Origin of the sequence: Pseudomonas sp. MF7453 (assembly GCF_016405455.1) — a bacterium.
GTDB classification, from domain to species: Bacteria; Pseudomonadota; Gammaproteobacteria; order Pseudomonadales; family Pseudomonadaceae; genus Aquipseudomonas; species Aquipseudomonas paralactis.
Map to the genome: position 1 here is coordinate 280,591 of NZ_JAEKCN010000004.1, position 23,876 is coordinate 304,466.

The 23,876-nt window shown below is 61.1% G+C and carries 21 protein-coding genes; 3 read left to right on the plus strand and 18 right to left on the minus strand.

Annotated elements, in window-relative coordinates:
• Positions 1 to 4: 4 nt before the first annotated feature.
• Entirely contained in the window at positions 5 to 1,063 is a 1,059-nt protein-coding gene (nadA, locus tag JFT63_RS09050) for a quinolinate synthase NadA (protein ID WP_198843810.1), read from the plus strand.
• 569 nt (positions 1,064 to 1,632) lie between these two features.
• Here the strand turns inward: nadA and JFT63_RS09055 are convergent.
• The 12 genes from JFT63_RS09055 to arcD (JFT63_RS09110) form a co-directional block, all read right to left on the minus strand.
• Positions 1,633 to 2,121, minus strand: coding sequence for an RDD family protein (locus tag JFT63_RS09055; protein ID WP_057704283.1), 489 nt, complete (start codon positions 2,119 to 2,121; stop codon positions 1,633 to 1,635).
• Positions 2,122 to 2,215: 94 nt separating this feature from the next.
• The gene (locus tag JFT63_RS09060; protein ID WP_007253000.1) at positions 2,216 to 2,428 is read right to left on the minus strand and encodes a cold-shock protein; all 213 of its coding nucleotides are present in this window, start codon (positions 2,426 to 2,428) and stop codon (positions 2,216 to 2,218) included.
• A gap of 393 nt (positions 2,429 to 2,821) precedes the next feature.
• On the minus strand, positions 2,822 to 3,946 hold the full coding sequence (gcvT, locus tag JFT63_RS09065) for a glycine cleavage system aminomethyltransferase GcvT (protein ID WP_198843811.1): 1,125 nt from the start codon (positions 3,944 to 3,946) through the stop codon (positions 2,822 to 2,824).
• Between the two features lie 39 nt (positions 3,947 to 3,985).
• Positions 3,986 to 5,362 (minus strand): L-serine ammonia-lyase, encoded by a 1,377-nt coding sequence (locus tag JFT63_RS09070; protein ID WP_198843812.1) that lies wholly within the window; start codon positions 5,360 to 5,362, stop codon positions 3,986 to 3,988.
• 150 nt (positions 5,363 to 5,512) lie between these two features.
• Positions 5,513 to 8,350, minus strand: a complete 2,838-nt coding sequence (gene gcvP, locus JFT63_RS09075; protein ID WP_198843813.1) for an aminomethyl-transferring glycine dehydrogenase — start codon at positions 8,348 to 8,350, stop codon at positions 5,513 to 5,515.
• A gap of 10 nt (positions 8,351 to 8,360) precedes the next feature.
• Positions 8,361 to 8,744 (minus strand): glycine cleavage system protein GcvH, encoded by a 384-nt coding sequence (gene gcvH, locus JFT63_RS09080; RefSeq protein ID WP_005790845.1) that lies wholly within the window; start codon positions 8,742 to 8,744, stop codon positions 8,361 to 8,363.
• 337 nt (positions 8,745 to 9,081) lie between these two features.
• Positions 9,082 to 10,590: a sigma-54-dependent transcriptional regulator gene (locus JFT63_RS09085; protein ID WP_057704278.1), complete on the minus strand. Its 1,509-nt coding sequence runs from the start codon at positions 10,588 to 10,590 to the stop codon at positions 9,082 to 9,084.
• A gap of 111 nt (positions 10,591 to 10,701) precedes the next feature.
• Positions 10,702 to 11,064: a DUF5064 family protein gene (locus JFT63_RS09090; protein WP_057704277.1), complete on the minus strand. Its 363-nt coding sequence runs from the start codon at positions 11,062 to 11,064 to the stop codon at positions 10,702 to 10,704.
• A gap of 18 nt (positions 11,065 to 11,082) precedes the next feature.
• Entirely contained in the window at positions 11,083 to 12,012 is a 930-nt protein-coding gene (gene arcC / locus JFT63_RS09095; protein ID WP_019819394.1) for a carbamate kinase, read from the minus strand.
• Between the two features lie 154 nt (positions 12,013 to 12,166).
• Positions 12,167 to 13,177, minus strand: coding sequence for an ornithine carbamoyltransferase (locus tag JFT63_RS09100; protein WP_005790837.1), 1,011 nt, complete (start codon positions 13,175 to 13,177; stop codon positions 12,167 to 12,169).
• Between the two features lie 12 nt (positions 13,178 to 13,189).
• Complete coding sequence (gene arcA / locus JFT63_RS09105) at positions 13,190 to 14,446, minus strand: arginine deiminase (RefSeq protein WP_057704275.1); 1,257 nt, start codon at positions 14,444 to 14,446, stop codon at positions 13,190 to 13,192.
• A 25-nt stretch (positions 14,447 to 14,471) separates the two neighbouring features.
• A complete protein-coding gene (arcD, locus tag JFT63_RS09110) occupies positions 14,472 to 15,899 on the minus strand; it encodes an arginine-ornithine antiporter (RefSeq protein ID WP_198843814.1) in 1,428 nt (475 codons plus the stop codon).
• Between the two features lie 396 nt (positions 15,900 to 16,295).
• Between arcD (JFT63_RS09110) and arcD (JFT63_RS09115) the strand changes: the two genes are divergently transcribed.
• Both arcD (JFT63_RS09115) and JFT63_RS09120 read left to right on the plus strand, forming a co-directional pair.
• Positions 16,296 to 17,723 (plus strand): arginine-ornithine antiporter, encoded by a 1,428-nt coding sequence (gene arcD / locus JFT63_RS09115; protein WP_198843815.1) that lies wholly within the window; start codon positions 16,296 to 16,298, stop codon positions 17,721 to 17,723.
• Positions 17,720 to 18,583 carry a DNA-3-methyladenine glycosylase family protein gene (locus JFT63_RS09120; protein WP_057704272.1) on the plus strand — a complete coding sequence of 288 codons (864 nt, stop codon included), beginning with the start codon at positions 17,720 to 17,722 and terminating at the stop codon, positions 18,581 to 18,583. The genes arcD (JFT63_RS09115) and JFT63_RS09120 overlap by 4 nt, the downstream gene beginning before the upstream one ends.
• 102 nt (positions 18,584 to 18,685) lie before the next feature.
• Here JFT63_RS09120 and JFT63_RS09125 read toward each other — a convergent pair whose 3' ends face one another.
• The 6 genes from JFT63_RS09125 to JFT63_RS09150 form a co-directional block, all read right to left on the minus strand.
• Complete coding sequence (locus tag JFT63_RS09125) at positions 18,686 to 20,035, minus strand: CoA transferase (protein WP_198843816.1); 1,350 nt, start codon at positions 20,033 to 20,035, stop codon at positions 18,686 to 18,688.
• Positions 20,036 to 20,072: 37 nt separating this feature from the next.
• Positions 20,073 to 21,419, minus strand: a complete 1,347-nt coding sequence (locus JFT63_RS09130; protein WP_057704270.1) for a sensor histidine kinase — start codon at positions 21,417 to 21,419, stop codon at positions 20,073 to 20,075.
• A 65-nt stretch (positions 21,420 to 21,484) separates the two neighbouring features.
• Positions 21,485 to 21,943: an LTXXQ domain protein gene (locus JFT63_RS09135; protein WP_057704269.1), complete on the minus strand. Its 459-nt coding sequence runs from the start codon at positions 21,941 to 21,943 to the stop codon at positions 21,485 to 21,487.
• A 174-nt stretch (positions 21,944 to 22,117) separates the two neighbouring features.
• Positions 22,118 to 22,795 carry a response regulator transcription factor gene (locus tag JFT63_RS09140; protein ID WP_057704268.1) on the minus strand — a complete coding sequence of 226 codons (678 nt, stop codon included), beginning with the start codon at positions 22,793 to 22,795 and terminating at the stop codon, positions 22,118 to 22,120.
• A 100-nt stretch (positions 22,796 to 22,895) separates the two neighbouring features.
• The gene (locus JFT63_RS09145) at positions 22,896 to 23,195 is read right to left on the minus strand and encodes a YciI family protein (protein WP_014719686.1); all 300 of its coding nucleotides are present in this window, start codon (positions 23,193 to 23,195) and stop codon (positions 22,896 to 22,898) included.
• Position 23,196: 1 nt separating this feature from the next.
• Positions 23,197 to 23,793 (minus strand): septation protein A, encoded by a 597-nt coding sequence (locus JFT63_RS09150; RefSeq protein ID WP_014719685.1) that lies wholly within the window; start codon positions 23,791 to 23,793, stop codon positions 23,197 to 23,199.
• Between the last annotated feature and the right edge of the window lie 83 nt (positions 23,794 to 23,876).

The window sequence follows — 23,876 nt, forward strand, 5'->3', positions numbered from 1 at the left end:
GAACATGACGCACATTTCCGAACGCCTACTGGTTCAAGCCCACCTCGACGCCAAACAGCCCAAGGTGCTCAGCGCTGCTGAGGAGGCAAGCTTGCGCACTGCCATCGCCGCCGAGCTCAAGGCTCAGGACGCGGTGCTGGTCGCCCACTTCTATTGCGATCCGGTGATTCAGGCCCTGGCCGAAGAGACCGGCGGCTGTGTTTCCGACTCCCTGGAAATGGCCCGCTTCGGCGCTGCCCACCCAGCCAAGACCGTGCTGGTGGCCGGTGTGCGATTCATGGGGGAGACCGCCAAGATCCTCACCCCGGAAAAACGCATCCTGATGCCGACCCTGGAAGCGACCTGCTCCCTGGACCTGGGTTGCCCGGTGGATGAGTTTTCCGCATTTTGTGATCAACATCCCGAGCGCACCGTGGTGGTGTATGCCAACACCTCGGCCGCGGTCAAAGCCCGTGCCGATTGGGTGGTGACCTCCAGCTGCGCATTGGAAATCGTCGAGAGCCTGATGGACAACGGCGAGACCATTATCTGGGGCCCGGACAAACACCTGGGCACCTACATCCAGCGTCAGACCGGGGCCGACATGCTGCTGTGGGACGGTGCCTGCATCGTGCACGAAGAGTTCAAATCCAAGCAGCTGGAAGACATGAAGGCGCTGTACCCGGATGCGGCAATCCTGGTGCACCCGGAGTCACCGACTTCGGTGATCGAATTGGCGGACGCGGTGGGTTCCACCAGCCAACTGATCGCTGCGGCGCAGCGCTTGCCGAACAAGACCTTCATCGTGGCGACTGATCGCGGCATCTTCTACAAGATGCAGCAGCTGTGCCCGGACAAAGTCTTCGTCGAAGCGCCCACCGCCGGTAACGGCGCAGCCTGCCGCAGCTGCGCGCACTGCCCGTGGATGGCGATGAACACGCTGGAGCGTACGCTGCAGTGTTTGCGTGAGGGTAGTAATGAGATCTTCGTCGAACCTTCGGTGATTCCGCAGGCGGTGCGACCGCTCAAGCGTATGCTCGACTTCACCCAGTCTGCACGGTTGAAACTGGCCGGCAACGCCTGAACACAAATCAAAATGTGGGAGCAGGCTTGCGTGCGATAGCCATAGGTATCTACACAACTCTGTAGCGATCAACGGTAACCACGATGCGAAGCGAGCCGCTTTTGATCTTAAGCGCCCCGTCAAACCACGCTGGCCGGAATTCGACAGGGATTTGGGGGGTAAACCGGCAGGGATGCCGGTTTAGCCGCCCCGCGCCATGGATGGCGCGTGGCGGCGGCCCCCCAAATCACTGGCGGATTACGGGCACACCGAGCCTAAGCGAGGTGCCGAGTGGTGGGGCAAGAGCCCTTTGGTTACTTTGGGCTGGGCCGGCATTCCGGCTCTTTTCCAAAGTGACCCGCTGTAAAAGCGGAACCCTAAGTGGCCGTTACCGCAGGAATGGATATGTACCCCGACAAACCGCCTTCGCAGGCAAGCCAGCTCCCACATTGGATCGCGGGGCATCAGTTATATCAGGGGCGGCTGCCAGGCCGTCGCGGGAGCAAGCTCCCTCGCCACAGGTCCAGCGTCGTACCGAAATTGTGTAGATACCTATGGCTATCGCAGGCAAGCCAGCTCCCACACTTGAGTTACTTCTTTTGCTTCGGGATCCGCACCAGTTGGGTATCCGAATAGATGTCATGCCAGCTGCGTTTTTGTTTATCGAACAACGACCAGATAAACCCCAACCCCACACACAACCATGACGCAATCGATACCACAAAACGCAACAATGCCTGCCACAGGCTGATCCGCGAGCCGTCGGCGTTTTGCACGCGCACGCCCCACACCTGCATGCCCAGGGTTTGCCCGGAATGGGTCCAGAACTTGGCGAAGAACCCGAACAGCACAAACAACAGGATCGTCGACAGCAACGGGTCACCGTCCAGCGCGCCGGACTCGGTAAGGGTGCGCATCTTCGCTTCGCCGACGAAGGCGATCCACACCAGCTTGTAGATGAACGCCGTGACGATCAGCAGGGCGGTGCACAGCAGGAAATCGTAGAACATCGCTGCCAGGCGGCGGCCCAGGCCAACGGCGGGAAATTCGCCCTGGGGGCTCAACAGGGGTTTGGACATGGCAGGGCTCTCTGGAGAAAGCACGCAGTTTACGCAATGGCGCCCATAAAAAAGCCCCTGATGTCATATCAGGGGCTTTTTGTCGCAGGAAGGATCAGCCTTCTGCTTGTACTTCGTCAGCCTGCAGGCCTTTCTGGCCTTGAACTGAAACGAAGGTGACCTTCTGGCCTTCCTTCAGGCTTTTGAAGCCGTTGCCCTGAATAGCGCGGAAATGCACGAACAGATCCGGGCCGCTTTCAGGAGTGATAAAACCAAAGCCTTTTTCGTCGTTGAACCACTTGACGGTACCGCTCTGACGCTCAGCCATTTTCTTCTTTCCTTTGACGCTAAAAATTAATGACAGCCTCTTTCACACGAAAGAGTACTGGGCTGGGTTGCAGGAAAGTAAGAGACGTCGAACGGGTTGTAGCAAACTACTTGAGCTACTGCCCAGGTCCAGGTTCCAAGCGACCCATGCAAACACAGTGGGCAAACTCTACGCCAACTAATATGAAAAAAACAAGCCCTACGCCAGGCCCCGGTTTTACTGGGGCGTATGACACTTTGTTGAATGCAGGGCTGCTGACTTATTCGATAGAGTAGTTCACTTGTTATAGGGGTTTTCCTATAAAAATGGCTATCGTACATGCACTGTTTTATGGCGGTTGCGTTACAGTTTAGTGCACGTTAACGCAACCGCGTTACTTATAGAAACAACCAATCAGCCGCGATAGTAACGTTGCGGTACAAATGGCATTTTACTTACACGTAGTGGCACCTTTTTCCCACGCACCAACGCAGACACTTCGGTCTCCAGTGCGGTAAAGGCCGTGTCCAGATAACCCATGGCCAGCGGGCCGCCCAGGCTCGGGCCAAAACCGCCGCTGCACACGCTGCCGATTACGGTGCCCTGGGCATCGACAATTTCAGCGCCTTCACGCACCGGGGTACGCTCCTGCGGCAGCAGGCCCACGCGTTTGCGCGCCACACCGGTTTGCTGCTGGGTGAAGATGCGGTCGGCGCCAGGGAAGCCGCCGGCTCGTGCGCCATCGGCACGCCGAGCCTTGGAAATCGCCCACAACAGGCTGGCTTCGATTGGCGTGGTGTCGGTGTTCATGTCGTGGCCGTACAGGCACAGGCCGGCTTCCAGGCGCAGCGAATCGCGGGCGCCCAGGCCGATAGCCTGTACTTCGGTTTCGGCCAGCAGGCTGCGGGCCAGGCTCTCGGCATTGGCCGCCGGTACGGAGATTTCAAAACCGTCTTCACCGGTGTAGCCGGAGCGGCTGACGTAGCACTCCACGCCCAGCAAACGCAGGGTGGCAAATTGCATGAACGTCATCTGGGTGACTTCAGGTGCCAGGCGCGCCAATACTTTCACTGCCGCCGGGCCTTGCAGGGCCAGCAGGGCGCGTTCTTCGAACAGTGGTTCGATGGTGCATTGGTCGCCGATATGTGCGCGCAGGTGCGCCAGGTCCTGGTCCTTGCAGGCGGCGTTGACCACCAGGAACAGTTCATCGTTGCCCAGGTTGGCGACCATCAGGTCGTCGAGAATGCCGCCTTGCTCGTTGGTGAACATCGCGTAGCGTTGCATACCCACCGGCAGGTCGATGATATCGACGGGCACCAGGGTTTCCAGGGCCTTGGCGGCATTCGCGCCAGTGAGGCGAATCTGGCCCATGTGGGAAACATCGAACAGCCCGGCCTGTTCACGGGTATGCAGGTGTTCTTTCATCACGCCCAATGGGTACTGCACTGGCATGTCGTAGCCGGCGAAGGGCACCATGCGTGCGCCCAGCTCCAGGTGCAGGGCATGCAATGGGGTTTTCAACAGGGTTTCGGTGGACATATTCAGCTCCTGAAAAACGTGCCGACGCGCTTGTGGGCGTCAGCACTCGATAATGTTGACCGCCAAACCGCCACGGGCGGTTTCCTTGTATTTGCTTTTCATGTCGGCGCCGGTCTGGCGCATGGTGCGGATGACCTTGTCGAGGGACACAAAATGCTGGCCGTCGCCGCGCAGGGCCATGCGCACGGCATTGATCGCCTTCACCGAGCCCATCGCATTGCGCTCGATGCAGGGCACCTGCACCAGGCCGCCAATCGGGTCGCAGGTCAGGCCGAGGTTGTGTTCCATGCCGATCTCGGCGGCGTTTTCCACTTGGGACACGCTGCCGCCCAGCACTTCGCACAAGGCCCCGGCAGCCATGGAACAGGCCACGCCCACTTCGCCCTGGCAGCCGACTTCGGCGCCCGAGATCGAAGCGTTTTCCTTATAGAGGATGCCGATGGCGGCGGCGGTGAGCAAAAAGCGCACCACACCGTCTTCGTTCGCGCCGGGGATGAAGCGCATGTAGTAGTGCAGCACGGCGGGAATGATCCCAGCCGCGCCATTGGTGGGCGCAGTGACCACGCGCCCGCCATTGGCGTTTTCTTCGTTGACTGCCAGCGCATACAGGTTGACCCAATCGAGCACCGACAGCGGGTCGCGCAGCGCCGACTCCGGGTTCTTGCACAACTGCCGATGCAAGGCCGCCGCCCGGCGCTTGACCTTCAAGCCTCCGGGCAAGATACCTTCGTTGCGACAGCCGGCATCGACGCAGTCCTGCATGACCTGCCAGATCTTCAACAACCCGCTGCGGGTTTCGGCTTCCGGGCGCCAGGCACTTTCATTGGTCAGCATCACCTGGCTGATAGACAGGCCATAGGTGGCGCAATGGCCGAGCAAGTCCTTGGCGTGTTTGAACGGGAAGGTCAGGGGTGTGGCGTCTTCGACGATACGGTCGGCGCCCGCCGCGTCTTCATCCACCACAAACCCACCACCGACCGAGTAATACTCGCGGCTGCGAATCTGAATACCGGCGGCGTCAAAGGCGCGGAAGATCATGCCGTTGGGATGGTAGGCGAGGGGTTTGCGAATCATCGCCAGGTGTTCTTTCTCGTTGAACGCAATGCTGTGTTCGCCGAGCAGGTTGAGGCGCCCGTCACTGCGCATCTGCGCCAGGCGTGCAGCCACGGTTTCGGTATTGACGGTGTCCGGGTGTTCGCCTTCCAGGCCCAGCAGTACGGCCTTGTCGCTGCCGTGGCCTTTGCCGGTGGCGCCCAGCGAGCCATAGAGTTCCACCTTGATGCCGCAGGTGGCGTTGAGCAGGTTGTCACGCTTGAGCCCCTCGACGAATCGAGCGGCGGCACGCATCGGGCCGACGGTGTGGGAGCTGGAGGGGCCGATGCCAATCTTGAACAGGTCGAACACGCTAAGGGACATGGTTGTTCTCCGGTTTCTTATTATTGGAAAACCGCTTCCCTGTAGGAGCGAGCTTGCTCGCGAAAAACTCATAGGCGCCACGTTCAATCAGGATAAAGCGGCGATCTCAGGTTCTTCGCGAGCAAGCTCGCTCCTACAAGCAGGGCATTATTACGCGTAGCTCTCGATCGACGGGCACGCGCAGACGAGGTTGCGATCGCCAAACACGTTGTCGACCCGGCCAACCGGTGGCCAGTATTTGCCTTCGATCAATGACGGCACCGGGTACACCGCTTGTTCGCGGGTGTATGGATGCGTCCACTCGCTCACCAATTCAGCCGCGGTGTGTGGTGCGTTTTTCAGCGGGTTGTCGTCCTTGTCCAACGTGCCGTTTTCCACTGCACGGATCTCTTCGCGGATGGCGATCATGGCATCGCAGAAGCGGTCCAGTTCTTCCTTGGATTCACTTTCGGTCGGCTCGATCATCAAGGTGCCGGCCACCGGGAACGACATGGTCGGCGCGTGGAAACCAAAGTCGATCAGGCGCTTGGCCACGTCGTCCACGCTGATGCCGCTGCTGTCTTTCAACGGGCGCAGGTCCAGGATGCATTCGTGGGCCACCAGGCCATTGCTGCCGGTGTACAGCACCGGGTAGTGCTCTTCCAGGCGACGGGAAATGTAGTTGGCATTCAGGATCGCCAACTGCGACGCACGCTTGAGGCCGGCGCCGCCCATCATGCTGATGTACATCCAGGTGATCGGCAAAATGCTCGCGCTGCCGAACGGCGCGGCGCACACCGCGCCCTCCTTGCGTTCCATGGCGGCGTGGCCGGGCAGGAACGGCGTGAGGTGCGACTTGACGCCAATCGGGCCAACGCCCGGGCCGCCACCGCCGTGGGGAATGCAGAAGGTCTTGTGCAGGTTCAGGTGGGACACGTCGCCGCCGAACTTGCCCGGTGCGCACAGGCCGACCATCGCGTTCATATTGGCGCCGTCGATGTACACCTGGCCGCCGTTGTCATGAATGATGCCGCAGATTTCGCGGATACCTTCCTCGAACACGCCGTGGGTGGACGGGTAGGTGATCATCAGCGCCGCGAGGTGCTCGCGGTGCTCGATGGCCTTGGCGCGCAGGTCTTCGATATCGACGTTGCCGCGCGCATCGCAAGCGGTCACCACCACACGCATACCGGCCATGTTGGCAGTGGCGGGGTTGGTGCCGTGGGCCGACGACGGGATCAGGCAGATGTCGCGACGTTCTTCGCCACGGCTCTGGTGATAGGCACGGATGGCCAAGAGGCCTGCGTACTCACCCTGGGAACCGGCGTTGGGTTGCAGGGAGATCGCGTCGTAACCGGTGGCCGCGCAGAGCATGGCTTCCAGTTCGGTGGTCAGTTGCAGGTAGCCGGCGCTTTGCGCGGCGGGGGCGAATGGGTGCAGGGCGCCGAACTCGGCCCAGGTCACCGGGATCATTTCGCTGGCGGCGTTGAGCTTCATGGTGCACGAGCCCAGCGGGATCATGGTGCGGTCCAGGGCCAGGTCCTTGTCGGCCAGCTTGCGCAGGTAGCGCATCAGCTCGGTTTCCGAGTGATAGCGGTTGAACACCGGGTGGCTGAGGATCGGCGACTGGCGCAGCAATGCGTTCGGCAGCGTGCTTTCGGTTGCAGCAAAGGCTGGCAGGGTTTTGCCGTCGGCGAAGATGGCCCACAAGGCTTGGATATCGGCCTGGGTGGTGGTTTCGTCGACCGACAGGCCAACGCGTTCGCCATCCACCACGCGCAAGTTGATGCGCTGGGCGCGGGCCTTGTCGTGCAGGGCTGCGGTGTGGGCGCCGGTGTGGATTGTCAGGGTGTCGAAGAAGTGTTGCTGTTCGACTTTCAAGCCCAGGGCCGTCAAGCCCTTGGCCAGGATCGCGGTCAGCTGGTGAATGCGCTGGGCGATCTGGGTCAGGCCCTTGGGGCCGTGGTACACGGCGTACATGCTGGCGATGTTGGCCAGCAGCACTTGGGCGGTGCAGATGTTGCTGGTGGCTTTCTCGCGGCGGATATGTTGCTCGCGAGTCTGCATGGCCAGGCGCAGGGCCGGCTTGCCGAAGCGGTCGACGGAAACACCGACCAGACGGCCTGGCATGTCGCGCTTGAACGCATCCTTGGTGGAGAAGTACGCCGCGTGCGGGCCACCAAAGCCCAGCGGCACGCCGAAGCGTTGTGCGCTGCCAATGGCGACGTCGGCGCCGAACTCACCGGGCGGAGTCAGCAGGGTCAGGGCCAGCAGGTCGGCGGCTACGGCGACCAGGGCGTTGGCAGCGTGGAAGCGCTCGGTCAGCTCGCGGTAATCGAATACATCGCCGTTGCTGGCCGGGTATTGCAGCAGGGCACCGAAGAACGCGCTGACGTCGGTCAGTTCACGCTCATCGCCGACCACCACATCGATGCCCAAGGGTTCGGCACGGGTGCGCAATACGTCGAGGGTTTGCGGGTGGCTGTGCACCGAAGCGAAGAATGCGTTGCTGCTCTTGTTCTTGCTCAGGCGCTTGCAGAAGGTCATGGCTTCGGCGGCGGCGGTGGCTTCGTCGAGCAGGGAGGCGTTGGCGATCGGCAGGCCGGTAAGGTCGCTGATCAGGGTCTGGAAATTGAGCAGCGCTTCCAGGCGGCCCTGGGAAATCTCGGGTTGATACGGCGTGTAAGCCGTGTACCAGGCCGGGTTTTCCAGCAGGTTGCGCAGGATCGGCGACGGCGTATGGCAGTTGTAGTAGCCCTGGCCGATGTAGGTTTTGAACAGTTGGTTCTGGCCGGCAATGGCCTTGATCTTGGCCAGGGCCTCGGCTTCACTCAAGCCGTCTTCCAGGCCGAGCACGCTGGTGCCCTTGATGCTTTCCGGAATTACGCTGGCGCTCAGGGCTTCGAGGGAATCAAACCCCAGGCTGGCGAGCATCTGCTGCTCATCTTGCTGGCGCGGGCCGATGTGGCGGGCGATGAATTCGTTGGCGGTGGTCAGATTAGCGGTCATGGCGCGCTCCTCAAGCTTCAGCGTTGGCTTTGATCAGGCGGTCGTACGCATCCTGATCCAACAGCTTAGCCACTGCATCGGCGTCGGCGGGTTTAAAGCGGAAGAACCAGCCTTCGCCCATTGGGTCTTCGTTGACCAGTTCCGGGCTGCCATCGAGTTTGTCGTTCACTTCCAGCACTTCACCGTCCAGCGGCATGTAGACGCCACTGGCGGCTTTGACCGATTCCACGGTGGAGGCTTCGGCGCCTTTGTCGTAAGCCTGCAACTCCGGCAGTTGCACGAAAACCACGTCACCCAGCGCGTTCTGCGCAAAAGCGGTGATACCCACGGTGACGCTGCCATCGGCTTCGGCGCGCAGCCATTCGTGATCTTCAGTGAAACGCAACTCGCTCATGGAAACTCCTCAGGGCCAGAATCGTCTGGTGGACGGGATTGGAATAATGAGGAGTTGCTTAGCAATATTGCGGCCAAGGTTATTAAGTCGTTATAGATCAACAGGTTAATAAATTTAGAGAGAAGGTTGGCTGAGTACGCTGTAGCGATTTCGCTACAGTCCGGTGCGTGAAAAAAAGCCTATGCGGATCAAAGCCTTGCATGGCGCGCAAAAAACAGGGTTGTAGCGATATCGTTACGCTGTAGCGCTTTCAGTACACTGGATGTCGTTCTCAGACCAAATCTGTAATGCGGTCTCTGTGGGAGCCAGCTCCCACAGTTGAACCGCGTTTATTCCGTCAGGGTTTGTTGGGAATGCCGTATTTGCGCAGGCGATGGGCAATCGCGGTATGGGAGGTTTGCAGACGGCTGGCGAGCTGGCGGGTTGAGGGGTAGCTGGTGTAAAGCTTTTCCAGCAGATCGCGCTCAAAGTCTTCCACTGCCTGTTCCAGGCTGTCGACTTCGCCATCGCTTTGGCGCGCCACCGACGTACCGGCGATGTCCAGGTCGCCGATGTCTACCAGGCTGCCTTCGCAGATGGCGGCGGCGCGGAAGATCACGTTTTGCAGCTGGCGCACATTGCCCGGCCAGCGGTTGCCCAGCAGCGCTGGGTAGGTGCCGGGCGCCAGGCGGCAGACCGGGCGCTGGATCTGCGCGCAGGCTTGCTGCATGAAATAGCGGGCCAGCAGCAGGATGTCCTGGCCGCGTTCGCGCAGCGGCGGCACTTCAACGTTAAGCACGTTGAGGCGGTAGAACAGGTCTTCGCGAAAGGTGCCCTCGCTGACCATTTTTTCCAGGTCGCGGTGGGTGGCGCTGAGGATGCGCACATTGACCTTCACCTCGCGGTCACCGCCCACCCGGCGAAAGCTGCCATCATTGAGAAAACGCAGCAACTTGGCTTGCAGGTACGGCGACATTTCACCGATCTCATCGAGAAACACCGTGCCCTGGTTGGCCAGTTCCATCAGCCCTGGCTTGCCACCGCGCTGGGCGCCGGTGAAGGCGCCCGGGGCGTAACCGAACAACTCGCTTTCGGCGAGGTTTTCCGGGAGTGCCGCGCAGTTCAACGCCAAAAACGGCGCACTGTGGCGCGTGCTGATGGCGTGGCAGGCGCGGGCCACCAGCTCCTTGCCGGTACCGGTTTCGCCCTGAATCAGCAGCGGTGCATCCAAGGCCGCCACCCGTTGCGCCCGCGCCTTGAGGGTGCGGATCGCCGGGGATTCACCCAGCAGCGCATCAAAACCTTCGGCATGGTCATGGTGCAGCGCCGAAAGCTGTTCGCCGATGCGATTGGGTTGGTAGAGGGTGAGCAGGGCGCCGGCGTCGGTGATCGGCGTGGCGTCCAGCAGCAGGGTCTGACCATTGACGCTGATCTCGCGCAACGGCAAGCGAAAGCCATGCTCCAGCAAGGTCTCCAGCAGCGCCGGGTCGTTGAACAGTTCGGCGATGCTTTCGCCGGCCGGTTCGCGCCCGTACAGCGCGATCAATGCCGGGTTGGCCAGCAGGATCTTGCCCGCGCTGTCCAGGGCCAGCACCGGGTCGGTCATGGCCGCCAGCAGGGCGTCGAGTTGCAAGTGGCGGCGCTGGCCCGGAAGGATGTCGACCACCTTTACCGCTTGCACGCCGTGCACGCTGAACAACGCGTCGCGCAATTCTTCAAGCACCTCGGCGCTCAGGGTGGGGGCGTCGATATAGACGTTGGGCGGCACCATCTCCACCGCATCCAGGTTGAGATTGCGCCCACCGAGCAAGGCCAGGACTTCCTGGGTGATGCCGACGCGGTCGATGAAGCTGACGTGGATACGCATGGGGCGGATCTTGATTCTGGAGTGCTGAGGGTGGCCAGTATGCCTTGGAGCCGGTGGAGATCAAAATGTGGGAGCAGGCAAGCCAGCTCCCACATTCGATTGGGGGGCAGGTTATTCCAGGTGTTCGGGTTTGACCGGGTCGCCGGATTTCATATCCAACTGCTTGCGCACATCCTCGAACATCAGATCGTAGTGCTTGTGCTGCGAGCCGACGCTGCTATGGGTTTTGGGAATGCCATGTTTTTCGACAATCTTGGTCACATTGCTGGCGAAGTTGTAGGCCTGGTCCTTGGGCAGGAAAAAGGTTTCCTTCATGGCCTTGCCCTGGATGCTGCCGTGCAGGGTGAACTGCATGCCTTTGCCTTCGCGCTCATGCGTGAAGACTTCGTAGTCCAGGCACAGGTCATAGCTGACATCGTCCTTGTTCAGCGCGTGTCGCTCGATATGCAGGTGACCGGGTTCAAAGATAGCCATAGGCGTTTCTCCTCAACTTCACAGGTAGGTGATGCCAGGTTTTGCCGTGCTGATGCGGGTGCCGGCGCTGCCCTGGACGATGGCTTCGATGTCCGAGAGTGAACCGATCACGGCGGTTTTGCCAGTCTGGCGGGCGAACTCGCAGGCGGCCTGGACCTTGGGCCCCATGGAGCCGGCGGCGAAGCCGAGTTTTTCCATATCGTCGGGGTGGGCCTGGCCGATGGCCTTTTGGGTGGGCTTGCCGAAGTCGATAAAGGCGGCGTTGACGTCGGTGGCGATCACCAGCAAATCGGCCTCCAGTTGCGTGGCCAGCAAGGAGGAGCACAAGTCTTTGTCGATCACCGCTTCAATGCCGCGCAGCTTGCCGTCTTCGCCATACATCGTCGGGATGCCGCCACCGCCGGCGCAGATCACGATGGCTTTTTTCTCCAGCAGCCATTTGATCGGGCGGATTTCAAAGATGCGTTTGGGGCGCGGGCTGGCGACTACACGGCGGTATTTGTCGCCGTCGGGCGCGATGGCCCAACCTTTTTCGGCGGCGAGTTTCTCGGCTTCGGCTTTGGCATATACCGGGCCGATAGGCTTGGTGGGGTTCTGGAAGGCCGGGTCCTTGGCGTCGACTTCGACCTGGGTGAGCAGGGTGGCGAATGGCACTTCAAAATCCAGCAGGTTGCCCAGTTCCTGTTCGATGATATAGCCGATCATGCCTTCGGTTTCGGCACCCAACACATCCAGCGGGTAGGGCGAGACGCTGGTGTAGGCCGCCGCCTGCAACGACAGCAGGCCGACCTGCGGGCCGTTGCCGTGGGCGATCACCAGTTCGTTGCCGGCGTGGATTTTGGCGATCTGTTCGGTGGCGATGCGGATATTGGCGCGTTGGTTGTCTGCGGTCATGGGTTCACCACGACGCAGGAGGGCGTTGCCGCCCAGGGCTACGACGATGCGCATACAGAATGTCCTTTCAGGGAACGCATGAACACTTCGGTCAATGTGGGAGCTGGCTTGCCTGCGATGAGGGCCTGGCAGGCGACCTGCTGTTGCCAGACCCACCGCTATCGCAGGCAAGCCAGCTCCCACACTGACGGTGTTCACACCGTGGAAATTAAATGTCTGCCAACGCCGACACCAGAATCGCCTTGATGGTATGCATGCGGTTTTCCGCCTGCTCAAAGGCGATGTTGGCCGGCGACTCGAAGACTTCCTCGGTCACTTCCACACCGTTGGCCAGGTGCGGATAGCGCGCAGCGATGTCCTTGCCGACCTTGGTTTCACTGTTGTGGAACGCTGGCAGGCAATGCATGAATTTCACCCGAGGGTTGCCCGAGGCTTTCATCATCTTGGCGTTGACCTGGTACGGCAGCAGTTGCTCGATACGCTCGTCCCACGCTTCCACCGGCTCGCCCATGGACACCCAGATATCGGTGTGGATGAAGTCCACGCCTTTGACTGCCTCTTTCGGGTCTTCGGTGATGGTGATGCGTGCACCGCTTTCCTCGGCAAATGCCTGGCACTGCTTGATGAAGTCTTCATGGGGCCACAGCGCTTTCGGCGCGCCGATGCGCACGTCCATGCCCAGCTTGGCGCCGATCATCAGCAGCGAGTTGCCCATGTTGTAGCGGGCGTCCCCGAGGTAGGCGTAGCTGATGTCATGCAGCGGCTTGTCGCTGTGTTCGCGCATGGTCAGGGTGTCGGCGATCATTTGGGTCGGGTGGAATTCGGCGGTGAGGCCGTTGAACACCGGCACACCGGCAAACTTGGCCAGCTCTTCGACGATTTCCTGCTCAAAACCACGGTACTCGATGGCATCGAACATCCGGCCCAGTACGCGGGCGGTGTCTTTCATGCTTTCTTTGTGGCCGATCTGCGACGACACCGGGTCGATGTAAGTGACGTGGGCACCCTGGTCATGGGCCGCGACTTCGAAGGCGCAGCGAGTGCGGGTCGAGGTTTTTTCGAAGATCAGTGCGATGTTCTTGCCTTGCAGGTGCGGACGCTCGGTGCCGGTGTATTTGGCGCGTTTGAGGTCGCGGGACAGGTCCAGCAGGTAATTCAGCTCGCGAGTGGTGTGGTGCATCAGCGACAGCAGGCTGCGGTTGCGCATATTGAAAGCCATGATGGAATCTCCTTAATAGTCGATAGGGTCGCGGATGATCGGGCAGGTCATGCAATGGCCGCCGCCACGGCCTCGGCCGAGCTCACCGGCGCTGATGGTGATCACTTCCACACCGGCCTTGCGCAGCAGGGTATTGGTATAGGTGTTGCGGTCGTAGCCGATCACCACGCCGGGTTCCACAGCCACCACGTTGTTGCCGTCATCCCATTGCTCGCGTTCGGCAGCGAAGCTGTTGCCGCCGGTCTCGACGACACGTAGCGCCTTGAGATTGAGCGCTGCGGCGACGGTTTCCAGGAAGTTGGTTTTCTCCCGTTGGATGTCGATGCCGTGTGGCTTGCTTTCGTCAGGGCGCAGGGTGAACGGCACGATCTGGTTGACCACTTCGGGGAAGACGGTGACCAGGTCGCGGTCGCAGAAGCTGAACACGGTATCCAGGTGCATTGCGGCGCGGGATTTGGGCAGGCCGGCCACAATGACTTTTTCCACGGCCTTGTTCTTGAACAGGTTGCGCGCCAGTTGGCCGATGGCCTGGTGGGACGAGCGCTCACCCATGCCGATCAACACCACGCCATTGCCAATCGGCATCACGTCGCCGCCTTCCAGCGTCGCGGCGCCGTGTTCCTGGTCGGGATCGCCGTACCAGATCTGGAAGTCCGCGTTGGTGAACTCCGGGTGGAATTTATAAATGGCGCTGGTCAGCAGGGTTTCCTGGCGTCGCGCCGGCCAGTACATCGGGTTGAGCGTCACGCCGCCGTAGATCCAGCAGGTGGTGTCGCGGGTGAATTGGGTGTTGGGCAGCGGCGGCAGAATGAAGCTGGCGTGGCCGAGGAAGTCGCGGAACATTTCGATGGTCTTGCCACCAAAGCTGCTCGGCAGGTCATCGGCCGATACGCCACCGATCAAAAACTCGCTGATCTTGCGCGGCTCCAGGCTGCGCAGCCACGAACCGACTTCATCGACCAGGCCCAGGCCCACGGTGTTGGCGGTGATCTTGCGTTGCAGAATCCAGTCCAACGCTTCAGGGATGGCGACGATGTCGGTGAGCAGGTTGTGCATTTCCAGCACATCAATATCCCGCTCGCGCATCTTGGTCACGAAGTCGAAATGGTCGCGCTTGGCCTGGGCCACCCACAGCACGTCATCGAACAGCAGCTCGTCGCAGTTGTTGGGGGTCAGCCGCTGGTGGGCCAAACCTGGGGAGCACACCATGACTTTGCGCAGTTTGCCGGCTTCGGAATGTACGCCGTACTTAACTTTTTCCGTGGTCATTACAGATCCTCCAGTGAACACACAATTACAGAGTCAGGAAGCCGTCGTAGAGCCCATAGGCCGCCACCAGGGCGCCAATGACCACTGCGGCGAAAATCAGCTTCTCGACGTTGGTGAAAATCGGTTTACCCAGTTCACGCTTGGCCTTGGCGAACAGGATCGCGCCGGGGGCGTAGAGCAGGGCGGAGAGCAGCAGGTACTTGGTGCCGCCGGCGTAGAGCAGCCAGATCGCGTAGAGCAGGGCGATGGCGCCGATGAACAGGTCTTTCTTGCGCTCCTTGAGGGCGTTCTCGTAGGTCTCGCCGCGCACCGCCAGCAGCAGGGCGTAGGCCGCCGACCACAGGTAAGGCACCAGGATCATTGAGGTGGCGAGGTAGATCAGCGACAGGTAGGTGCTGGCGGAAAACAGCGTGATCACCAGGAATATCTGCACCATTGCGTTGGTCAGCCACAGCGCGTTGACCGGCACATGGTTGGCGTTTTCCTTGCGCAGGAACTCCGGCATGGTGTGGTCCTTGGCGGCGGCGAACATGATCTCCGCACACAGCAGCACCCACGACAGCAGCGCGCCGAGCAACGAGATAATCAAGCCGACGCTGATCAGCACCGCCCCCCAGTGACCCACCACATGCTCCAGCACGGCGGCCATCGACGGGTTCTGCAACTTGGCCAGTTCCGGTTGGGTCATGATCCCCAGGGACAGCACGTTCACCAGCATCAGGAACAGCAGCACGGTGATAAAGCCGATCACGGTGGCTTTGCCCACGTCGCTGCGTTTTTCGGCACGGGACGAGAAGATGCTCGCGCCTTCGATGCCGATAAACACCCACACGGTGACCAGCATCATGTTGCGCACCTGGTTCATCACGCTGCCCAGGTCGGGGTTTTTCACGCCCCAGATGTCAGCGGTGAAGATGTCCAGCTTGAACGCGAACAGTGCGATGAGCACGAACAGCAACAGCGGCACCACCTTGGCGACAGTGGTTACCAGGTTGATGAACGCGGCTTCCTTGATCCCGCGCAGCACCAGAAAATGCACGGCCCACAACAGCACTGACGCCGCGATCACCGCCGTCGGCGTGTTGCCCTCGCCAAACACCGGGAAGAAGTAGCCCAAGGTGCTGAACAGCAACACGAAGTAGCCGACGTTGCCCAGCCAGGCGCTGATCCAGTAACCCCAGGCAGATGAAAAACCCATGTAGTCGCCGAAACCGGCCTTGGCGTAGGCGTATACCCCGCCGTCGAGGTCGGGCTTGCGGTTGGCGAGGGTCTGGAACACGAAGGCGAGGGTCAACATGCCGATGGCGGTAATCACCCAGCCAATCAACACCGCACCGACATCGGCGCTGGCGGCCATGTTTTGCGGCAATGAAAAGATGCCGCCGCCAATCATCGAACCGACGACAAGTGCGACCAGGGCGCCTAATCGAAGTTTTCCGGGAGTTTCAGACATTGCATGACTCCAATGCAGGAGAAGAGAGACCACAGAATAATTCCGTGCGCTAATCAAACAGCTGACTCAGATCACTTCATTGGCACATTCCATTGTGAATTAACGACTTAGGGTGAGGTTTTACGGGCGAACACGTCCCGCAAAGGCGCTTGCTAGAGCGCTCTTTGCTTTGTGGTTAATCATTTGGTCGAGGGCATGGGTGTTGACGCTAGTTCTTATTTGCGGATGTGCAAATTTTTTGTACGTTGTTTGACGATCACTTCATAATTGACGTATTTAAATTCTAAATAAGCCTAAACTTCGTGTCTTTACATATCCTTATGTTATGACAACGTCATTAATCTGAATTACTTGTGTGCGCAGTTGTCGCCCGACCGTTTATTTCGAGGAACCTGCATGACCCAACCCGCCCAGAAACTTCGGCTCAGTGCCCTGATCGCCCTGGTGGTGGGCTCGATGATTGGCGGCGGCATCTTTTCATTGCCGCAGAACATGGCTGCCCGTGCCGAAGTGGGGGCCATATTGATCGGCTGGGCGATCACCGCCATCGGCATGTTGACCCTGGCCTTTGTGTTCCAGACGTTGGCGAACCGTAAGCCCGAGCTGGATTCCGGGGTGTATGCCTACGCCAAGGCGGGTTTCGGCGACTACATGGGTTTTTCGTCCGCTTGGGGTTACTGGATCAGTGCGTGGATGGGCAACGTCGGTTATTTCGTCTTGCTGTTCAGCACCCTCGGCTACTTTTTTCCGGCGTTCGGCCAGGGCAATACACCGCTCGCCATCGGCTGCGCGTCGCTGTTGCTGTGGGCCGTGCATTTTCTGGTGATGCGCGGGATCAAAGAGGCAGCGTTTATCAACCAAGTGACGACGGTGGCGAAGATCGTGCCGTTGCTGATGTTTATCGTGATCGCCGCCGTTGCGTTCAAGGCGGATATTTTCACTCGCGATATCTGGGGCCTGGGTAACCCACAGATGGGCAGCGTGGTCGAGCAGGTGCGCCACATGATGCTGGTCACGGTGTTTGTGTTTATCGGGATCGAAGGCGCCAGTGTGTATTCGGCGCGGGCGCAGAAACGCTCGGACGTGGGGCGCGCCACGGTAATTGGTTTCGTGGGCGTGCTGGCCTTGCTGGTGCTGGTGAATGTGCTGTCCCTGGGCATCATGAGCCAGCCGGAGCTGGCGCAATTGCAGAACCCGTCCCTGGCCGGTGTGTTGGAGCATATCGTCGGGCCTTGGGGCGCGGTATTGATCAGTATCGGCCTGGCGGTTTCGCTGCTCGGCGCGTTGCTGTCCTGGGCGCTGCTGTGCGCGGAAATCCTCTATGCCACGGCCCATGACAAGACCATGCCGGCGTTCCTGAAGAAGGAAAACGCCAATCAGGTGCCGGTCAATGCCTTATGGCTGACCAACGTGATGATCCAGGCATTTTTGGTGATCACGCTGTTTTCAGCCAGCACCTACACCACCCTGATCTACCTGGCGTCCTCGATGATCCTGGTGCCTTATCTGTGGTCGGCGGCCTATGCGGTGCTGTTGAGCGCGCGCGGCGAAACCTATGCAGGCTGGCAGCGCCGGCGCATGAAAGATCTGCTGGTGGGGCTGGTTGCCCTCGGTTATGCGATCTGGCTGCTGTATGCGGGGGGCTTGAAGTACTTGCTGCTGTCGGCGTTGCTGTACGCCCCGGGTGTGATCCTGTTTGCCCTGGCCAAGCGCGAGCAGGGCCAACCCTTGTTTACCACCGTGGAAAAAGGCATTTTCAGCGGCGTGATCGCGGGCGCCGGGTTAGCCGCGTATGGGCTGTATAGCGGGGTATTGTCACTGTGAGATTGGCGTATCAACCGCCCTACGACTGGGCGGCGATGCTGGGCTTCCTATCGGCGCGGGCGATTACCGGGTTGGAAACCGTGGTCGCCGGCGTGTATCGGCGCAGTATCAGTGTGGCGGGCCGACATGGCTGGGTCAGCGTCGAACCGGGCGCGGGGGATTGGCTGGAGGTGACGGTCGACTTTCCCGAGCCTGCCGCTATGCCTGAGATCGAGCGGCGCTTGCGCAGGATGTTTGATCTGGACGCCGTGCCTGAGGTGATCAACGCGCAATTGGCGCAGGACCCCCTGATGGCGCAACTGGTTGCGGCCCGCCCTGGCCTGCGTTTGCCAGGCACCTGGGACGGGTTGGAACTGGCGATTCGTGCGGTGCTGGGCCAGCAGATCACCGTGGTGGCGGCGATTCGCCTGGCGGGCAAGCTGGTGGCGCAGTATGGCCAGACGCTTCCAAGCCCGCACGCCGGTATCACCCACCTGTTCCCGGCACCTGAAGTGTTGGCTGCGGCGGACCTGGCTACCCTGGGCATGCCCAAGGCGCGGGGCCGTACTTTGTCTGGTGTGGCTCAGGCGCTGTTGGATGATCCTCAGCTTTTCGAACCCAAGGCCAGCCTCCAGGACGGCGTTGCACGGTTGGTGGCATTGCCGGGGATTGGAGAGTGGACCGCGCAGTACATCGCCATGCGCCAGTTGCGCGAGGCGGATGCGTTCGCGCCGGGGGATATCGGGCTGATCAATGCTTTGGCAGCCTTGGAAGGTGGGCCGGTGTCGGCGCGGCAGTTACTGGCGCGGGCCGAGGCGTGGCGGCCGTTGAGGGCGTATGCGGCGCAGCATTTGTGGACGTCGTTAAACCGCGGGGATTGATAGCGACGGTGATGGCCCCATCGCGGGCAAGCCCGGCTCCCACAGTGGACCGTGTTGTTTGATCCTGTGGGAGCTGGCTTGCCTGCGATAGCGGTGCCCAGGTCACCACTGAGGTCGGTGTGACCCTAACTCCACCGCCGGCAAATCCCACTGCAACGGCGTGCCACTGATGCTCAGTGGCGCCAGTAGCCGATGGGCCTGGCCCCAGGCTGTCTGCTCCACGACCAGGCCTTGGTCATTGATGTCTTCCTCACGCAATGCCGCTTGCTGTGGCACTTGCCCGGCTTCCACCAGCAACTTCGCCGTGTGTGCCAACGACAAACGCGCCGACCCGCCGCGTCCGGAGTTCAGGCGCTCGGCCAACGCCCGGATCGCACTGGCGGCCATCAAGTAGCCGGTGGCGTGATCCAGCGCCTGCACCGGCAGCGGCAGCGGTTTATCCGTCTGTTTCCAGGCCATGCCGGCCTCGGCAATCCCGCTGCTCATCTGCACCAGGCTGTCAAAGCCACGACGATTACGCCATGGGCCGCTCCAGCCGTAGGCGTTGAGGCTGACGTCGATCAGGCCGGGGGCGATGTGCTGCCGTTCGCCAAGGGTATAACCCAGTTGTTCCAGGGCATCGGCGCGGTAGCCGTGGAACAGGATGTCGGCGTCCTTGAGCAACGCTTCGAATACCTGTCGGCCTTCGCGGCTCTTTAAATCAAGGCGGGCGCAGCGTTTGCCCAGGGTCATTTCCGGGATCACGCCGGGTTCGTTCCAGGTGGGCGAGTCAATACGCAGTACGTCGGCACCCAAGCCGGCGAGGAAACGACTGGCCACAGGGCCGGCCAGCACCCGGGTCAAATCCAGCACTTTGATGCCGGCCAGTGGGCGAGCGGCTGAGCCGAGCCAGGGTTTGTCGGTGCCGGGTTCGAAGACCTGACGCTGGATCAACGCCTCGGCGTTTACCGCCAAGCCTTGGGGATGCTGCTGCCAGGCTTGCCAGCTACGCGTTTGCGCTGCACAACCGCCCGCATCGACCACCGCCTGTTCCAGTTCGGCAGCTTTCCAGGTCGCGACTCTACTCGCCATTGCTGCGCGATCAGCGGCAGGCCCCAATACCCGCTCGGCTGCTGCGCGGTGATGGGGGGCGTTGGTATGCAAGCGAATCCAGCCATCGGCACTGGCGTAGTCACCGGCCACCGGGTCCCACAGCGGCGGCACTTGCCAACCCACCGGGCGAATCGACGAAGCGAACCAAAAGGAGGCCAGACGCCGATCCACGCTGACACTGGGCAGGCGCCCGGTCTGTTGCTGGATCAACTGGGCCACAGCCTGGCCGGCGGCGCCGATGCTGGCGACGGCCAGGTCGGTTACGGCGAAGGCCGAGGGCAGGGCGCCGACGCTGGTTTGGGACAGCGCGGTAGGGGGTAAATCGAGTGCGGCTTGGATGGGAGTCAGCAGGTCAGTCATCAAAGGCCCTCCGTAAGAGAAGGGCCACTATAGAAGATCATCCCACCGGTGTGGCAACCCCAGGGATCAAGGGCAATTCGATGCTGGCGATAAAGCCGCCATCGGGATGGTTGGCCAGGATCAGGGTGCCGCCATGGCGCTCGGCGGCGCGACGGGCAATGGCCAGGCCCAGGCCATGGCCTTGTGCGGTCTGGCCCGGGGCCCGGTAGAACGGTTCGCCCAGTTGGCCCAGGTGCTCGGGTTCAACGCCGGGGCCGTGGTCACGTACGCTGATCAGAATGCGCCCGTTTTGATGCTGGGCCTGCAATTGAATCGGTTGGCCGGTGGGGTTAAAGCGTTGGGCATTGCGCAGCAGGTTATCCACGGCGCGCTCGATCATGGTTGGCCAGCCCTTGAGGCGCAGGTCGGCGTCGGTGGTGAGGTGCACCACTTGCTCCGGCGCGCCGAGTTGGGCGTCCTTTTGCAGAGCCTTGAGCAACGGGTTGAGGTCGATATCTTCGGCGCTGGCATTGTCGGCGTCGACTCGCGCCAGTACGAGGATTTCGCTGATCAAGGCTTCCAGGCGATCGCATTCGCGGGTCAGGCGCGGCCAGAGTTTTTCCCGCTCTTCGGGGCTGGCGCGCTCGGCCAGGGCCAGGGCGATGCGCAAGCGCGCCAGCGGCGAGCGCAGTTCATGGGACACGTCACGCAGCAATTGGCGCTGGCTCCCGATCAGGCTTTGCAGGCGCGCGCCCATGCGGTTGAAGTCGTTAGCCAAGACACCGAATTCGTCGCGCCGGTTGGCCAGTTGCGCCAGGCTGTTTTGTTGATAGGTGGTTTGCCCCAGGTCATGCACCGCGCCGCGCAAACGACTGAGCGGGCGAGTAATGGACAAGGTCACCAGCAGGCTGAACAGGGTCAGCACCACCAGGGTAATCGCCAGGGCACTGAGCGGCCACAGCAGGCTGCTGCGGTGCCAGGCTTCCAGCTCCGGGTGGGGAATGCGGTAGATCAACAGGTAAGTGTCGCCGGTTTTGTCGCTGGTGTACTCGGCGGTCAGGCGTCGCCACGGCAGGTGGCCGTCCTGGCTGTCGTTCTGCCGGGCTTCAAAGGCCGCGGCGCGGCGCGGGAAGGTGCCGCGTACCACTGGGTCGCCGCTTTCGTTAAGCACTTGCACGTCGATGTGGTATTGGCGTTTGCGCTGCTGCAACAAGTCCTGGGCAGCGTCTTCACCCTGGGTTTCGTAGAGCTGCGTCCACTCTTGGGCCAGGTTGTTGAGGCCAGGGTGGCGGCTCAGAATCCAGGCGTCCTGGTTGAGCATATGCCCAAGCAAAATCGACAACCCGCCAACCAGGGCGATGGCCAGCCAGAAACTCGCCAGGATACGCCAGAACAATGAACGCACAGGAAACCCCCAAACAGGAAAAGCCCAGTGGTGCGAACCACTGGGCCGTAGGCATTACGCTCGTATTATTGCGCTTTTTGCGCTTGCTGGGCTTTCCATTCCTGGAATTGCTTCCACTCGGCGCGGCGCTCGGCCTGCTTTTTGACGATCTCGTCGTATTGCTTCTGCTGGTCGGGCTTGAGCACGGCACGGATACCCGCCTGGGTTTTCTGCTTGCCGGCGGCGATCTCGTCCTGCATGGCTTTCTGGTCAGCGGCCGGCAGTTTGTCCAGGTACTTTTGGGTCAGGTCTTTGCGAGCGTGCCATTGCTCACCCATCAGCTTGCGGATCTGCTCACGCTGTTCCTTGCTCAAGTCCAACTGGCTGAACGGGCCACCTTTACCACGCGGACCGTGTTCACCGTGGCCTGGGCCACCCATCATGTGGCCTTCGTGGCCGCCCATCGGGCCCGGGCCTTCGGGCATGGCCATGGCGACGGTAGGCAGTGCAGCGGCGAGCATCAAAGCGATAAGGGTCTTGCGCATGGTGATTCTCCTGTCTCTATTCCGGTGAGTCCGGATGTGAGTAGGTTACGCAGCGCAAGGTCAGCGGCGGTCAGGGGAGAGTAAAGCTTCGGTAAAGACGGTTTTGACAGGAACTGACAAAACCCTTGAAGGTGATGAAATCAATGGTGGGAGCTGGCAAGCCAGCTCCCACATTTAGAGGCTGTAGTAGTAGCCACGACTACGCAGCGCCACGATGCGTGGCCGCCCATCCGGGTGTGGGCCGATCTTCTTGCGCAGGTTGCTGACGTGCATGTCCAGGCTGCGGTCATATAGGGTCAGCTTGCGGCCCAGGGCGATCTGCGCCAGTTCCTGTTTATCCAGGGGCTCGCCGGGCTGACGCAGCAAGGCTTCAAGCAGGCGGCTTTCGGAAACGGTCAGGGTGAATTCCTGCTCATCAATGCTGACCACCCCGCGCACCGGGCTGAAGCACAGGTCGCCCAGCTCAAGCTGAGTCGACACGGCGGTAGGATGGCTGCGGCGCAATACGGCACGCAGGCGGGCGGTCAGCTCGCGTGGGTCGCAAGGCTTGGCGAGGTAGTCGTCGGCGCCCAGTTCCAGGCCGAGGATGCGATCCAGAGGCTCGCCCCGCGCCGAGAGCATCAGCACCGGCAACTCCGGGTGGTCGTTGCGCAGTTGTTTGAGCAACTCCAGGCCGCTGCCGTCGGGCAGCATCACATCGAGCACCACCGCCGCCGGGGCGGCTTCGGTCAAGGCTTTGCGGGCGCTCAGGCCGTCGTGGCAGGCGCGCACCTGGAAGCCTTCCTGGCTCAACCAGCTGGTCAGCAGCTCACAGAGCTCCTGGTCATCATCTATCAGTAACAGCTCGCTCATGACTCACTCGATTTAGCCATTGTCGACGGCGACGACCCCACCGGTGACGCCGTGAGCCATTAGGAGTGCGCCGAAACGATTAGGTTCGACGCAGCCGGGTTCAAGGCAGGACTTGCTTGAACGGCTTGATCACCACATCAGCGTAGACGCCTGCCGCGACGTAAGGGTCAGCCTTGGCCCAGGCCTCGGCGTCGGCCAGGGAGGCGAACTCGGCGACAATCAGGCTGCCGGTGAAGCCGGCGTCGCCCGGGTCATTGCTGTCGACCGCCGGGTGCGGGCCGGCCAGTACGATGCGGCCTTCGGCCTGCAGCTGTTTAAGGCGCTCGACGTGGGCCGGGCGTACGCTCAAGCGTTTTTCCAGCGAGTTGGCAATATCGGTGGCAATGATGGCGTAGAGCATGTCAGTCCTCGGTTTTCGGCGTGGTAGACGCGGTGTCATGCAGGTGGCGCGACAGGTAGATGCCCTGGCCGATCAGGAACAATACGGTCATGCCCAGGCTGCCGAACACCTTGAAGTCGACCCAGTAGTCCTGGAAGGTGAAGGCCACGAACAGGTTGGCGGCACCGCAGAACAGGAAAAACACGATCCAGGCCACGTTCAGGCGCACCCACACCGGCTCCGGCAAGGTCAGCGCATGGCCCATGATCCGCTTGATCAGCAGGCGGTCACCAATGAAGTGGCTGCCGATAAAGACCAGGGCGAACAGCCAGTTGACCACCGGCGCTTTCCATTTAAGGAAGGTTTCGCTGTGGAAGGCCAGAGTCAGGCCGCCGAAGACCAGGCAGGCGATGAGGGTCAGCCATTGGCTTTTTTCCAGCTTGCGCTGGGAGATGAAGATGGCGCCGTAGACCACGATGGAGCTGATGATCAGTACGGCGGTGGCACTGTAGATGCCCCCGAACGACAGCTCGTGACCGGCGATTTCGATGACCCTGGGGTCGAGTTTGGTAACGATGAAAAACAGCAACAGCGGGATGAAGTCGATGAATTGTTTCACAGTAAGAGCCAGAAGCTGGATGTGGCGGCATAATAACAAACATCCTTGGTTGCGATAGCGCCAGCTGACTTGAGGTTACATAC